This window comes from Mucilaginibacter sp. HD30 (assembly GCF_054061755.1).
Window position 1 is genome coordinate 2,314,525 of record NZ_JBSSEO010000001.1, and the last position, 15,480, is coordinate 2,330,004.

A 15,480-nucleotide genomic window follows, 5' to 3' on the forward strand; every position below is an offset into this window, starting at 1 on the left:
ATTTGATATTTAAAGTCCTCCCTTCCGGGGAGGATTTAGGAGGGGCCGGTTAAAATGGCCTTGCCTCGGCAAAGGTCTCAATATCCGGCTTAAGGCTCAACAGATAATCAATATCGTCAAAGCCGTTTAGCATATTGTTCTTTTTGTAGGAGTTAATATCGAATGATTCCTTTTCGCCGGTTGCAAGCAAGGTGATTGTTTGATCATTCAGATTTACTTCCAGCTCAGTGTTCGGATCAGCATGGATCGCAGAGAATATTTTGTCAGCAAACTCAGGGCTTACCTGTACCGGCAATACGCCAATGTTTAAGCAATTGCCTTTAAAAATATCCGCAAAAAAGCTAGATACTACACAACGGAAACCGTAATCGTAAACCGCCCAGGCTGCATGCTCGCGCGATGAGCCCGAGCCAAAGTTTTTACCCCCAACCAGTATCTTACCGCTATAGGTAGGGTTGTTCAGCACAAAATCCGCTTTAGGGGAATTGTCTGGATTATAGCGCCAGTCGCGAAACAGGTTATCGCCAAAACCAACACGCTCTGTAGCTTTTAAAAAGCGAGCAGGGATAATCTGGTCGGTATCTATATTCTCTATCGGAAGCGGCACTGCCGTGCTTCTCAATACTGTAAATTTATCGTATGCCATATTTTTGGTTCATGGTTGATAGGTCATAGTTGATAGAAAATAATTCACGGCAAATTTTACTATGAACTATGATCTATGAACCATCATCTATCTATGCGTATTCTTCTGTTAATAATGTTCTCGGATCGGTTACTACACCGGTTACGGCTGCTGCTGCTGCTACCAGCGGACTGGCCAGCATAGTGCGTGCACCCGGGCCCTGACGGCCCTCAAAGTTTCTGTTTGATGTACTTACAGCATATTTTCCGGCAGGAACTTTATCATCATTCATGGCCAAACAGGCTGAGCAACCCGGCTGACGTAATTCAAAACCTGCTTCGTTCAATATAGCCAGCAATCCTTCTTCTTTAATTTGCGCTTCAACAATGTGCGATCCGGGAACCAGCCACGCTGTTACATTATCTGCTTTATGGCGCCCTTTAATTAAGGATGTAAAAGCACGGAAATCTTCAATACGGCCATTGGTACAGCTGCCCACAAATACATAGTCAACCGGTTTGCCAATCATGCTATCGCCTTCATGGAAGCCCATATAGCCTAATGATTTCTCGTAAGTTGCAGCACCGCCCTCTACCTGGTCAGCATCAGGAATATCATGCGATATGCCCATCCCCATACCCGGGTTGGTACCGTAAGTTATCATCGGCTCAATGGTAGAACCATCAAAATTATATTCTTTATCAAATACCGCGTCGGCATCTGTTTTAAGCGTTCTGTAATAAGCCTCTGCCTTATCCCATGCTTCGCCTTTAGGGGTAAACTCACGGCCTTTTACATAATTGATGGTCGTTTCGTCAGGAGCTATCATGCCGCCGCGAGCGCCCATTTCAATACTTAGGTTACAAACCGTCATACGGCCTTCCATGGTCATGTTTTCAAACACCTCACCGGCGTACTCAACAAAATAACCTGTTGCGCCTGATGTTGTCAACTGAGAGATGATGAACAAAGCCACATCCTTAGGTGTAACACCTCTGCCCAGCTTACCTGTAACATTAATGCGCATTTTTTTAGGCTTAGGCTGCATAATACATTGCGATGCCAATACCATCTCGACCTCTGATGTGCCAATACCAAACGCGATAGCGCCAAAAGCACCGTGCGTTGAAGTATGCGAATCACCGCAAACTATGGTGGCACCAGGTTGGGTGATACCATACTCTGGTCCTACAACGTGTACGATACCATTCTTTTGGTGACCTAATCCCCAGTAGCTAATGCCGTACTCGTTAGAGTTTTCTTCCAGCATGTGTAACTGGTTAGCTGATAGCGGATCTGCCACCGGCAAGTGCTGGTTAATAGTAGGTGTGTTGTGGTCGGCAGTTGCAAATGTGCGCTCCGGGTATAAAACCTTAATGCCACGGTTTTTTAAACCTAAAAACGCTACGGGACTGGTAACCTCGTGGATAAGGTGGCGGTCAATAAAAACCACACTTGGGCCGCCTTCAATTTTGCGTATTACGTGGCTGTCCCAAACCTTATCAAATAATGTTGTGCTCATCTTTTTTATAGTTATTAGTGAGTTGTTGATTGGGTTGATTAGGCTGCCCTATTTTGCCTTACAATACTCACTTATTTAATTTCAAATTTAATTCAACGATTGACTTTGTTAACTCACTTAACCAACTCGATCAACCATTCACCTTTTCACCAGCCATCAAGGCAACCAGATCATCATCGTTGATATCCAGTTTGCCATCTGCCAGTGTCAGGAAACGATGGTAAGCATCAGCCAGTTCTTCCTTGTTCAGGTTGTAACCTAAACGTTCAAGATGGTACTTTAACGCGTGTCTTCCGCTGCGTGCAGTAAGTACGATAGTCGCACTTGGGAAACCAACGTCTTCCGGACGGATGATCTCGTAATTTTCCCTGTTTTTCAGGAAACCATCCTGGTGAATACCTGAGCTGTGCGCAAAGGCGTTGCTGCCAACAATGGCTTTATTTGGCTGCACAGGCATACGCATTTGCATACTTACCATGCGGCTTATCTCATAAAAATTCTTGCTGTTGATGTTGGTATGCAGGCCCAATGTACCATGCGTTTTTAAGATCATCACCACCTCTTCAATAGAAGTGTTACCTGCGCGTTCGCCAATACCGTTGATGGTGCCTTCAATCTGGCGGGCACCATTTTGCAAGCCCGCTACAGAGTTAGCTGTAGCTAAGCCTAAATCATTGTGGCAGTGAACGGAGATAATGGCTTTATCAATATTTTTAACGTTCTCTTTCAGAAACTTTATTTTAGCGCCATATTGATCAGGCAGGCAATAGCCATTCGTATCAGGAATGTTAACTACTGTAGCACCTGCTGCAATGACAGCTTCAACCATTTGTGCAAGGAAAACAACATCTGCACGGCCGGCATCTTCGGCATAAAACTCAATATCTTCAACTGATTTTTTAGCATACTTAACAGCTTCGACAGCGCGCTCTAAGATCTCTTCGCGGGTGCTGTTAAATTTGTGTTTGATGTGCATATCTGATGAGCCTATGCCCGTGTGTATGCGGGGGTGTTTGGCATACTGCAGTGCTGCAACAGCGGCGTCAATGTCGCCTTTATTAGCGCGGGTAAGTGCGCACACCGTTGGGTTTTTTACAGCTTTTGATATTTCTACCACGCTCTGAAAATCGCCCGGGCTTGATATAGGGAAGCCTGCTTCAATAATGTCCACGCCCAGCGCCTCCAGTTCTCGGGCAATTTCTATTTTCTCGGGGGTTGTCAACTGGCAACCCGGTACCTGCTCGCCATCGCGCAGCGTGGTATCAAAAACGTAGACTCGGTTGGGATCGTGTAACATATCTTTTTCTCTATTGTCCTTAATATTATTAACAGGCGTTTAAACCTGGCCTCTTGTCTCTTTTAATTTCATTACCATTAGCTCGGCATCAGTTGCTATCCAATTATCGTAATCTTCAATAGCCTTTAACCGCTCCTGGTTGGTAATATAGCCCTCATCAACCATTTGAGTTGATTGGGCCACTTTTGACCATATTCCTATTTTACTTGCAAAATCGCTTTCGCCTTTTTTATAAGTTGCGGCAGCATCAAATACCTCAACGCCTTTAATGCCTAATTCATCAAAATATCCGGCAGCATCATCAGCTACGCGGTTGTTCATTCCGGCATCGTTGCGCCACCTTAAAAATGCGGCGTAAAATACCAACATACTTGCCGGCGGTTCAGGCTGCCATTCTATCGCCGTATGGTTGTAATCTAAAACAGATAACCATCCGCCGGGCTTAAGCATGCTTTTCATTTTAGCCAGCGCTTGTACGGGGTTACTTAACCACTGCAAGGTTCTGGCTGTTACTATCAGATCAAACTTTTTATCGGTATCAAACTCAAACAGATCAGTATGGATCAATTCCAGGTTTTCAACTTCCCTATAAGTTTCTTTTCCGCTGATAATAAAATGCTCCGTATTGTCAATCGCGGTAACATGCCCTTGCGGCCCTACCTTTTTTGCTATGTCTTTTGATATTGCGCCTGTTCCGCATCCAACATCTAAAACCTGCATGCCCGGTTTTAACAGGCTCTTCAACGTTGCGTAATCATTATCCAGATTACGCGCGTCGAAGATCTTATTCGTGTCCGGATCTCGTTTGATGTCTTTATTAACTGTTTGCATAATAACGAGTCCTTATTTTCAGTATCAAGTAGCAAGTAGCAAGTATTCAGCAACAAGTGTCTTGATACTTGCTACTAAATACTTGCTACTAAAAATTTATGCTTCTACAGCTTGGTTTTCAGGGCGTAAGCTACGTACTGTTTTACCTGCTTGCCACAATTCGCTTTCGCGTAGCTCTGCTAATTCAGCATCTAATTTTACGCGGTAATCATCTTTGCTGTTAGAATCAATTGAACGTTGCGATTCAACACCTGTTGCAACACTTTTGTACAGGTCTTCAAATACAGGCTTAGTAGCGTCACGGAATTTTTTCCACCAATCTAAAGCACCACGTTGAGCAGTAGTCGAGCAATTAGCATACATCCAGTCCATACCATTTTCTGCAACCAATGGCATTAATGATTGAGTTAACTCTTCAACAGTTTCGTTGAATGACTCAGACGGTGAGTGGCCATTGCTGCGTAATACTTCGTACTGAGCAGCGAAGATACCCTGGATACAACCCATTAGTGTACCACGCTCGCCGGTCAAATCGCTATATACTTCTTTCTTGAAGTTAGTTTCGAATAAATAACCGCTACCTACAGCAATACCTAAAGCTATAACACGGTCAAAAGCGTTGCCAGTAGCATCCTGGAAGATAGCGTAGCTTGAGTTTAAGCCACGGCCCTGCAAGAACATACGGCGCAATGAAGTACCAGATCCTTTTGGAGCAACCAAAAACACGTCAACATCAGCAGGAGGAATAATACCTGTTTGCTCGTTAAAAGTGATGCCAAAACCATGAGAGAAGTATAATGCTTTACCCGGGGTTAAGTGTTTTTTTACAGTTGGCCACAAAGCTATTTGAGCAGCATCGCTCAACAAGTAGCAAATTATAGTTCCTCTTTCTAAAGCTTCTTCAATTTCAAAAAGGGTTTCTCCAGGTACAAAACCATCAGCAATGGCTTTATCCCATGTTTTTGAATTTTTACGTTGGCCAACAATTACGTTAATGCCATTGTCTTTTTGGTTTAGCGCTTGGCCAGGACCTTGAACACCATAACCAATAACTGCTACGGTTTCGTTTTTAAGGATGTCCTGTGCTTTTGCCAAAGGAAACTCCTCGCGGGTTACTACATTTTCTTCAGTACCACCGAAATTTAATTTTGCCATTGTTTTTGTTTTTATTGTGATTTCACTGATCTTATTGTGACCTCACTGATTTTGGTTTAATTATTATTAATTGTGTTTTCTAATTCCGTTGTTTCATTCTGTTTAGCATTACTCTCTGCTAAAACTGCTCTGCGTAAAGCCAAAGCATAACCATAGTGCAAATTGTCGTGCGTCACAAAGTAAGCTATGGCATCTTTAACGTTGCTTAGCGTTACGCCAAACATGGTTGTTATTTCCTCATAGTTACCAAATAGTTCCGCATCAACATCAGCCTTTACCTCATCAAGTAGTGTAAAGGCATGCTCTTTATAAAAGTCAAGCTCCTCTTTACTAATTAATCCTTGCGGGCTGGTGCCTCTTTGATACTTACTAATCATATCTAAAGGTATACGCGCATCAACATGGCCCCGTATATAGCAGAGGGTTTGCTGAGCTGCCACAATGTGCGCAAAGTTCCACGCTATGTTGTTGTTGTAACCATGCGGTATAACATTCAACTGGTCAATGGTTAAACCATCCATCAGTTTGATGAAGTTTAAGCGGGTATGTTTTGCTATTTCAAGTAAAAACTCCATTGCATTACATGGTAAATACTTTCTGCCCTTTGTTCAAATATTCATTCTCCACTGCATCTTCGCCCGGTTCCATTCTTTCAAATTCACGCAGCTTGGTGTTAAAGCCCTCGCTATTTTTAATGATGGCTACTCTTGCGCTGCGTACAAACTCTATTAAGCCATAAGGCTGTAATATGCTTATCAGGTTATCAGTTTCTTCGCGATGGCCTGTTGTTTCAAACACAGTATAGTCCTTACGGATAACTACCGCACGTGCGCCATTTTCGCGCAGCAAACGCTCAACACTTACCTTTTCGGCAATTACATCGGTAGACACTTTGTAAAGTGCCAGTTCCTGCCAGATAATATCTTCGTTAGTGTTATAATAAACTTTTAATACCTCTACCTGCTTTTCTATCTGGCGGGTAAGTTTACGCACCACTTCTTCAGACTCGGTAATAACTATATTAAAGCGGTGTATGCTCTCCACTTCAGATGGCGAAGTGTTTAAGCTGTCTATATTGATCTTACGGCGCGTAAATATGATAGCAATACGGTTTAATAACCCTACCTGATTTTCTGTATAGATGGTAATATTAAACTCTTTCTGTTCTATATCCTGATGATCGCTCATTGTTTCTTTAGTTAAATGGTGAGTGGTTGATTGGGTTGATTAAGTTATTTCGTCAAATTTACCCTCACTAATACTCTTAATTTACTTTCAATCTTAGGATGGTTAGGTTAACTACTCACTTAATCAACCTAATCAACCACATTCTACTTTACTTAAGTCTTATCTCACTTACACTGCATCCCTGTGGTACCATCGGGAACACGTTGTTCTCTTTCAAAACATTAACCTCTAACAGGAATGAACCCTTTGTGGTTAACATTTCTTTTAAGGCACCTTGCAGATCTTCGCGCTCTGTTATGCTTTTACCCGGGATCCGGTAAGCTGCAGCCAGGGCAACAAAATCAGGGCTTTCAATGTCTACAAATGAATAACGACGCGAGTTAAACAACTCCTGCCATTGCCGCACCATACCCAGAAAATGGTTATTAAGGATAATGATCTTAACATCAACACCGCTTTGCATTATGGTACCTAATTCCTGGCAAGTCATCTGGAAACCGCCATCTCCTGTAATAGCAACTACCGTACGATCCAGCGCGCCATATTTGGCACCAATAGCAGCAGGTAGTGCAAAACCCATAGTACCTAAACCACCGCTTGTAACATTGCTACGCGTTTTATTAAGCTGAGCGTAACGGCAGGCAACCATTTGGTGCTGGCCCACATCAGTTACTATAATCGCTTCGCCATGGGTAAGATCATTTAATTGTTTTATCACCTCGCCCATTGTCATCTCACCTTCTGCAGGGTTCAATTCTTTATGGATAACGGCCTCAACTTCCTTCCTGGTGTAGTCATTAAACAGATTCACCCATTCAGTATGTTGTTTCTCCTCAACCAAAGCAGTAAGCATTGGCAAGGTTTCCTTACAATCGCCCCAAACAGGCACGGTTGCTTTTACGTTTTTGTCAATCTCGGCAGGGTCAATATCCAGGTGAATTACCTGTGCTTGTTTAGCATATTTATCTAAACGGCCGGTAACACGGTCGTCAAAACGCATCCCGATAGCGATCAAAACATCGCACTCGTTGGTTAAAACGTTAGGGCCATAATTGCCGTGCATACCCAACATGCCTACATTAAGCGGATGTGAAGTTGGTATAGCACCTGCGCCCAACACTGTCCATGCAGCGGGGATCCCGCTTTTTTCAACAAAAACTTTAAACTCCTGCTCGGCGCTACCTAAAATAACACCTTGACCAAATAAAATAAATGGCTTTTTAGCCTGGTTGATCAATGCCGCTGCCTGCTCTACATATTGCGACCGCACTATTGGCTTTGGCCTGTAACTGCGGATGTGGTGACATGGCGTGTAACCTTCGTAATCAAAAAGTTGGATCTGAGCATTCTTGGTAATATCTATCAATACCGGGCCGGGTCTGCCGCTTCTTGCTATGTAAAAAGCTTTGGCCATTATTTCGGGGATCTCTGTAGCATCAGTTACCTGGTAGTTCCATTTGGTTACCGGGGTAGTGATGTTAATTACATCTGTTTCCTGAAACGCATCGGTACCCAATAAATGCGCAAAAACCTGACCGGTTACGCATACTAAAGGCGTGCTGTCTATCTGCGCATCGGCTAAACCGGTTACCAGGTTAGTAGCACCGGGTCCGCTGGTAGCAAATACCACACCCACTTTGCCTGATGTACGCGCATAACCCTGGCCGGCGTGTATACCACCTTGCTCGTGGCGAACCAAAATGTGGTTCAGCTTTTCGTTATAATCATATAAAGCATCGTAAATAGGCATAATTGCCCCGCCCGGATAACCAAAAATGGTATCAACTCCCTCTGCTATTAATGCTTCTAATACCGCTGCCGATCCTGTAATGTTTACAGTCTCTTTAGCCGGTTTGTTTAGTATTTCCTGTTGTGCAACTTCCATACCTCTATTTTTTATTTCGAATATCGAATGTTCAATTTCGAATTTGTTTTCCTATCAATTTATTAAAGTCTTTTACCTTTCAGCTTTAACCTTTTACCTCAATTAAAACTCATCCGTAACGCAACCTTCTGCTGCTGATTTTACGGTTTTGGCATATCTGTAAAGCAAGCCTTTGCTCACTTTTAGTTCCGGTTGCTGCCATGCAGCTTTACGGGCGGCCATTTCTTCGTCAGATAGTATCACATTGATCTGATTGGTTGTTGCGTCAATTATAATCTTATCCTCGTCTTTTATTAAACCTATCTCCCCACCGTCATATGCCTCTGGGGTGATGTGGCCCACCACAAACCCATGTGTTCCGCCGCTAAATCTGCCGTCGGTGATCAATGCTACCGAGCTGCCTAAACCTGCGCCAAATATGGCTGATGTTGGCTTAAGCATCTCTGGCATACCCGGCGCGCCCTTAGGGCCAACGTTGCGGATAACCACCACATCACCTTTTTTGACTCGGCCGCTTGATATGCCTGCAATTAATTCAAACTCACCATCAAATACACGGGCGGGCCCTTCAAAATGAGTTCCCTCTTTACCGCTTATTTTGGCTACGCTCCCACCTATGGCGATATTGCCATAAAGTATTTGTAGGTGACCGGTAGCCTTAACAGGCGCTTCAACCGGCCATATAATTTTTTGTGCATCAAATGATAGCTCAGGCACCTCTGCAAGGTTCTCTGCAATGGTTTTGCCGGTAACGGTAAGGCAATCACCATGCAACCAACCTTGTGCAAGGCAATATTTCATTACAGCAGGTACACCGCCTACATTATGCAGATCCTCCATCATGTATTTACCGCTTGGCTTCATATCTGCCAGTACCGGTATCCGGTTACTTACTGTCTGAAAATCATCCTGCGTTAACTTAACACCAATGCTTTTTGCCATGGCTATCATGTGCAATACCGCATTGGTACTTCCACCTAATACCATAATTATCACCATAGCATTTTCAAATGCTTCGCGGGTCATTATGTCACTTGGCTTAATGTCTTTCTCTAAAAGTATTTTAATGGCTTTACCTGCCGCTAAGCACTCTGCTTTCTTCTCTTCGCTCAAAGCAGGGTTGCTTGATGAATAAGGCAAGCTCATACCTAAAGCCTCAATAGCAGCAGCCATGGTATTAGCGGTATAAACACCACCGCAGGCACCCGCGCTGGGGCAAGCGTTTTTAATTACACCTATAAAGTCTTCGGGAGTGATCTGGCCGGCTATCTTTTTACCTAAAGCCTCAAATGCTGATACAATGTTAAGGTCCTCGCCTTTCCAATGACCCGGTTTTATTGTACCACCGTATACCATTATAGATGGACGATTTAAACGCCCCATAGCCATAATAGAACCCGGCATGTTTTTATCACAGCCCGGCAGGGTAATTAAGCCATCATAATATTGGGCGCCCGTAACAGCTTCAATTGAATCTGCAATAACATCACGACTAACCAACGAGTAGCGCATACCTTCGGTACCGTTGCTCATGCCGTCGCTAACACCTATTGTATGGAAGATCAATCCAACCAGATCTTCGGCCCAAATACCTTGTTTAACTATCTTAGCCAGATCGTTAAGGTGCATGTTACAAGTGTTACCATCATAACCCATACTGGCAACGCCAACCTGGGCTTTTTGCATATCTTCATCAGTTAAACCAATGCCGTAAAGCATAGCCTGAGCCGCAGGTTGTGTTGGATCCTGGGTAAAGGTTTTGCTATACTTATTCAATTCCACTCCGTTACTGATGTTAGATAAACTCATTCTTATTAAAATTTTATTCGCTTTAGGCTTGGGGTATAAAACCCTTAAATTCTGTTTCTGTAAGATAGAGATAGCCTTATAAACTGGCAATAGCCAGAAATATAAATTTAAAATACTAATATTATTTCAAAATAACGAACAAAACAATTTATAAATTCTTAAAAAACACATGTTATAAGAATATAATTTGTATCATACTATACCAAAGTTCAAAACGGTATTCAGTATGATTTTTATGCATGCATAACAAGTAGCCGGAATTCTGCCTAAATTTGGCTTGGCGGGCGAAAAAGTTGGCAGTTTTTAGTTGGAAGTGGGCAGGCTTTTTCGCAGCGAATTGTGCATTGAATTTGTGGGATGGCTCACAGGGCTCAGCGTGGCTCACCCGGCTCTGAGCCACCCTTGTTGTATTAAGTACTTAACACAAGGTTGGAAATACAATCAAACAAAATAACTTTACTAAATGAAGAAGATACTTTATGGAATAGCCATAGTCCTTGTATTGATTTCGATAATTCTAGCCTGTACTAATCCAAGCACGCAGAGTTTTACTGAGTACCTCAAAAAGAAAGATTCCAATCGATCTTCTCATGAAACTATCCGCAGAGAAAACTATTTTATATTCAGTACTTATTCGCAATCCGGAGGCACTACGGTTGATGAAAAAATATGGCAAGGTTATACCTACAGCTATATTGGAATCTTTGGCAAATTCTATTTACAATCATCAATTATCTTAAACTAATTCTTGAAACCAAAAATGCCTGGCAACACCAGGCATTTTTTCTATATAAATATGAAATACTAATTCAACTTATAAGCAGCTATTGAGTTGCCAGAAAATGTAGGCACATAGATAGTTTTAGTAGCCGGGTCAAAACCTATATCGGCGGTGTTTGCCTTTTCATGTGTATCCAGCAATAGATCTTTAGTGCCTTTAGCTGTATTTATATAATACATATAACCTGCCCAAGCAGTAGCAATATAATCGCCGTTACCAACCGGCTCTATGCCATCTCCGCCTTTTTCCAGCGCTACTATTGTAGTCTTTGCTTTTGAAGCATCGGTAACAAACATTTCTTTTCCGTTTAATACATAAAGCTTGTCATCAATTGCCTTAATGCCGTTAATACCGCGTATGTTATCCATAAATAAAGTTGCTGTTTTACCCTCAACTTTATAGATCTGTCCTTTTTGCGAATCGCTTACCCAAACTACGCCATTTTTATCAGCCGAAACATCATTAAATCCACCTGCATCAGCAACTGTAATTTTGTGGTCTATTTTTCCTTTACTGATGCTGATAGCTACCACATCCTTAATATCGGCAACATAAAGCAGATCGCCCACAATAGCCATTCCTTTTGGAGCGCTTAAACCTGTTATCCAATCCAGACTGATTATCTTACCGTCTTTACCAACTTTGCCTATGCCGCCTTTACCATCAGCTTCCCATGGCTGGCCGTCAATAATTGAAACATAAATGCCGTTTTTAGTAAATAAAGCCGACTCAGGCACTTTTAACAAAGGTTCAGTTTCCCATATTTTGTCTACTTTATGCTGTGCTACTGCCGCCGAAGTTGCTGCTGCTAACAATGCTGACAAGCAAATTTTTGAAAGATGTTTCATAATAGAGGTTTTTATTGAGGATTATAATTGCGAAGGTAAAATTTAGAGGGGATTATTGCAATTGTGAACGTGCTTGTTACTCACTAAGATTAACTATCTAAAAAATTAGGTCATCAACGTTCTGAAAATATTTTTTTTTATAATTGATTAACTAATCCTTATATACCATGATCCAAGAAACTGTCTCTGTTGACGACGCTATAAAAAAAGGACAGCGAATAGTAAACTTACCTGTGCTTGCAATAATGTATGGCCTTTTGGCCTTAGGCATTATAATATTAACCAACAATTGGCTATCTGGTTGGGCCATAGGTGTTACAGCTGCATTGGCCATCGGTTTAGCATGGCTATATTGGAGTATTTCTATTACACACTGGAGGTTGTGGGCGTTTGAAAATGTACGAAATGTACACGAGTTAAAAGAACGAGCTATAAGGAAAAAACTCATATGGCCGGACGGCAATTTCTTTGAGAAAACCGAAATACGAACTAAAAATCAACGCCAAAAATGGCAGGAGTTAACCGCCAAATTTGACAGGGATGATATTTTCATTGAAAATGATGTTGTGCCGTTGAAAACAATAGTACATTACTCGCAAGACAAATCCGTAAATCGGTGCATTATTGGTTGTCTTATAATTTGCGCGTCAATCTATTTCTTGCTATCTGAAAACGTAGCGTCTAGCTTAATTTTTCTTATAATAGGGGGATATGTATCGGTTACAGGTTACTTGAAGATAAGAAACAATAAACCACAAATTATAATTGATAACAACGGAATTCAAACCGCTAAAGCTCCATTTTATGAATGGCATTTTATAACAAATGATGTAGTTGAAAGAAAACGTGAAGGAAAAAGCGTGGTAACGTATTTCAATTATGAATGTCCCCACGGACAGGTAGCCATCATCATTGATTCATTTGACATAGAAATGGATCAATTGGAGAATTTACTCTATGTCTACCGGTCAAGGTCCAAGCATCTGAGAGAGTGAGGTGGCAAGAGTGTATAAAAAACAACCCCTGAACTATTTCAGGGGTTGTTTAATTTTATTTCTTCCAAACGTTGTTTGCCGCATTAAAATCGGGCAGTTGTTTGTCGGGGTTATAAGTTACCGATTCAATTTCTTCTGTTGATGGGTACCTGAACTGCCAACTGGTATTACGTTCCCATATCTCCACAGGTAGTTTAACCCTGTCGGTTTTGCCGCTTTTAGTTTTTATATCTAAAACAACCGGCATAGCCATTTTCTCCAGGTTATCAATGGTTATCAGCGCGCCTTTAGCAGGGCTGTTGTCAATATACTTCACTTCGCGCACGCCAACATCAAGTCGCCAGTTATTAACAAACCATCCCCTCCAAAACCATTGCAGGTTTTCGCCCGCGGCATTTTCCATGGTGCGGAAAAAGTCATCAGGCGTAGGGTGTTTAAATGCCCAGCGTTTAATATAGGTTTTAAAGGCGTAGTCAAAGCGCTCAGGGCCCAGTATCTGCTCACGCAATAATGTAAGTCCGGCGCCCGGCTTGCTGTATAATAGTGTACCGGTATTTGGTTCTTTAAGGTTGGCTGGCTGGCTCATCATAGGTTCTAAACCCGGACGGGTATAAGTTTGCGAGGTGCGCTCAAAATCCACCGCAGCAGCCGGCTTGTATTCGCCGTTATTAAAGCTGGCGGTAGATAGGGTGTTAATAAAAGTATTAAAACCTTCGTCCATCCAGCCGTACATGCGCTCGTTAGAGCCAACAATCATCGGGAACCAGGTGTGGCCAAATTCATGATCGTGAACGCTCCATAAAGATCTGCCCGCAGACCGTGCACTGCAAAAAACAATACCGGGATATTCCATACCGCCTACATTACCTGCAACTGCTGTAGCATTAGGATACGGAAATTCAAACCATTTGGCTGAATTATATTCAATTGATTTTTTTACATACTCGGTTGAACGCCCCCAGGCGCCAACGCCATCACTTTCAACCGGATACGCTGATATGGCCATACCCTGTTTGCCGCTTGGCATGTTCATTTTTGCTGCATCAATTATAAATGATGCTGATGCACCCCAGGCTACGTCGCGTGCGTTCTCAATCTTATATTTCCAGGTAAGCATTGCTTTGCCGGCCGGACGAGATGCTGCACTTGTAACTTCTTCAGCCGAGCGGATGATAACAGTTTTGTCGCTTTTTTCTGCCAGCGCCCAGCGTTTTATTTGCTCAGCGGTCCAAACCTCAGCAGGGTTTTGCAGTTGACCGGAGCAAACCACAATAACTTTGGCTGGTGCAGTAATGTTAATATTAAAACTGCCGTACTCCAGGTAAAATTCACCCGGGCCACTGTATGGCAGGGTGTTCCAACCCATTACTTCGTCAAATACACACATACGTGGGTACCATTGCGCTACATTAAATATCTTCCCGTTTTTAGTGTTCATTACGCCCATGCGGTCTGATCCATATTCCGGAGATACGAAAGAGTATTCTATTTTAAGCTTAAGCTTGCCACCTGATGGTGCAACACCGGTTGGCAAAAACACCTGCATGCGGGTATCATCTATCAAATACTTAACATCAACGGCCTTTTCATCTTTAGCGCCGCTTAACATTTTAACAGATTTGATCTTATAGCCGGCATCAAATGCCTGTCCCCTGCCCCAGTTGCGGCTCACAGGAACGCCATTTTGAAGCGCAACTATCGCTGTACCTCTTGATTCCTGTTTAAACAGGTTCTGATCAAGCTGCATCCAAATAAAATCAAGCTTTTGCGGACTGTTGTTGGTATAGGCAAGTATTACACTGCCGCTTATCTCGTTCTTCTCTTCATCAAGCTTTACGTCTAATTGATAATCGGCGCGGTTTTGCCAGTATTTAGGGCCGGGTTCGCCGGTAGCCGCACGATACTCGTTTCCGTTCTTTGTATAAAAATTGGGGCCGAATGTCTCGTGATAATCATACTTAGTTGGTGGAGCATTCGGATCAGGAGCTTGCAGCGTTGGGCGCTGCGCAATGGCGGTAGTAACGCCAAACACAACCAGGCTTAACCCGGCAATTAGTTTCAATCTCATCAGTTAATATTTTTATTAAAAGCTCTAAATTAAAAATTATGGCGCATAATATTCGCCTTTAAATAAAAAAGACACCGTTTTGGTGTCTTTCATTGCATGGTTTTTAAATTATGCCTTAAAATGTTCGGTATAAACCTTTTCGTCAAAGCCAAAATGGAGAAAATCGCCATCTTCAATAACCGGCCTTTTTATGATGCTTGTTTTTTGTTGAAGCAATTGTAAGGCGTCGGCACTGGCTTTTATACTATCTTTCACATGGTCATCCAGTTCTTTCCAGGTAGTTGATTGCTTGTTTAAAAACTTCTCGTAACCTGCTTTCTCGTCCCACTCCTCCAGCTTTTGTGTTGTAAGTCCCAATTTTCTAAAATCGTAAAACTCATACATCACATTATTGGCCTTAAACCAATTCAATGCTTTTTTCACCGTATCGCAATTGGGTATCCCATAAACTTTCATACCTGCAAATTTACTATAAT

The 15,480-nt window shown here is 42.4% G+C and carries 13 protein-coding genes; 1 reads left to right on the plus strand and 12 read right to left on the minus strand.

The genetic code is table 11. The annotated features are described in order from the left end of the window. Positions 1-49 precede the first annotated feature (49 nt). The 10 genes from leuD to ACVW2L_RS11150 all read right to left on the minus strand — a co-directional run bounded on the left by leuD (position 50) and on the right by ACVW2L_RS11150 (position 11,941). A complete protein-coding gene (gene leuD, locus ACVW2L_RS11105) occupies positions 50-646 on the minus strand; it encodes a 3-isopropylmalate dehydratase small subunit (protein WP_457128035.1) in 597 nt (198 codons plus the stop codon). A 91-nt stretch (positions 647-737) separates the two neighbouring features. Further along, positions 738-2,147 carry a 3-isopropylmalate dehydratase large subunit gene (gene leuC, locus ACVW2L_RS11110; protein ID WP_457128036.1) on the minus strand — a complete coding sequence of 470 codons (1,410 nt, stop codon included), beginning with the start codon at positions 2,145-2,147 and terminating at the stop codon, positions 738-740. A gap of 130 nt (positions 2,148-2,277) precedes the next feature. Continuing rightward, on the minus strand, positions 2,278-3,444 hold the full coding sequence (locus ACVW2L_RS11115; protein ID WP_457128037.1) for a 2-isopropylmalate synthase: 1,167 nt from the start codon (positions 3,442-3,444) through the stop codon (positions 2,278-2,280). 39 nt (positions 3,445-3,483) lie between these two features. Further along, entirely contained in the window at positions 3,484-4,275 is a 792-nt protein-coding gene (locus ACVW2L_RS11120; RefSeq protein ID WP_457128038.1) for a class I SAM-dependent methyltransferase, read from the minus strand. Positions 4,276-4,371: 96 nt separating this feature from the next. Further along, a complete protein-coding gene (gene ilvC / locus ACVW2L_RS11125) occupies positions 4,372-5,430 on the minus strand; it encodes a ketol-acid reductoisomerase (protein WP_294795782.1) in 1,059 nt (352 codons plus the stop codon). Between the two features lie 56 nt (positions 5,431-5,486). Then, a complete protein-coding gene (locus ACVW2L_RS11130; protein WP_457128039.1) occupies positions 5,487-6,005 on the minus strand; it encodes a DinB family protein in 519 nt (172 codons plus the stop codon). Positions 6,006-6,009: 4 nt separating this feature from the next. Then, complete coding sequence (gene ilvN, locus ACVW2L_RS11135) at positions 6,010-6,618, minus strand: acetolactate synthase small subunit (protein ID WP_457128040.1); 609 nt, start codon at positions 6,616-6,618, stop codon at positions 6,010-6,012. A gap of 148 nt (positions 6,619-6,766) precedes the next feature. Beyond that, a complete protein-coding gene (gene ilvB, locus ACVW2L_RS11140) occupies positions 6,767-8,503 on the minus strand; it encodes a biosynthetic-type acetolactate synthase large subunit (RefSeq protein WP_457128041.1) in 1,737 nt (578 codons plus the stop codon). Between the two features lie 102 nt (positions 8,504-8,605). Further along, the gene (ilvD, locus tag ACVW2L_RS11145) at positions 8,606-10,312 is read right to left on the minus strand and encodes a dihydroxy-acid dehydratase (RefSeq protein ID WP_457128042.1); all 1,707 of its coding nucleotides are present in this window, start codon (positions 10,310-10,312) and stop codon (positions 8,606-8,608) included. An 804-nt stretch (positions 10,313-11,116) separates the two neighbouring features. Next, complete coding sequence (locus ACVW2L_RS11150) at positions 11,117-11,941, minus strand: ATP-binding protein (protein WP_457128043.1); 825 nt, start codon at positions 11,939-11,941, stop codon at positions 11,117-11,119. A 167-nt stretch (positions 11,942-12,108) separates the two neighbouring features. On the opposite strand from ACVW2L_RS11150, the gene ACVW2L_RS11155 reads away from it, so the two are divergent. After that, a complete protein-coding gene (locus ACVW2L_RS11155) occupies positions 12,109-12,936 on the plus strand; it encodes a hypothetical protein (RefSeq protein WP_457128044.1) in 828 nt (275 codons plus the stop codon). A 55-nt stretch (positions 12,937-12,991) separates the two neighbouring features. Here ACVW2L_RS11155 and ACVW2L_RS11160 read toward each other — a convergent pair whose 3' ends face one another. Both ACVW2L_RS11160 and ACVW2L_RS11165 read right to left on the minus strand, forming a co-directional pair. Continuing rightward, a complete protein-coding gene (locus ACVW2L_RS11160; RefSeq protein WP_457128045.1) occupies positions 12,992-15,004 on the minus strand; it encodes a M1 family metallopeptidase in 2,013 nt (670 codons plus the stop codon). Between the two features lie 108 nt (positions 15,005-15,112). Beyond that, positions 15,113-15,460 carry a Spx/MgsR family RNA polymerase-binding regulatory protein gene (locus ACVW2L_RS11165; protein ID WP_457128046.1) on the minus strand — a complete coding sequence of 116 codons (348 nt, stop codon included), beginning with the start codon at positions 15,458-15,460 and terminating at the stop codon, positions 15,113-15,115. Positions 15,461-15,480: the final 20 nt, after the last annotated feature.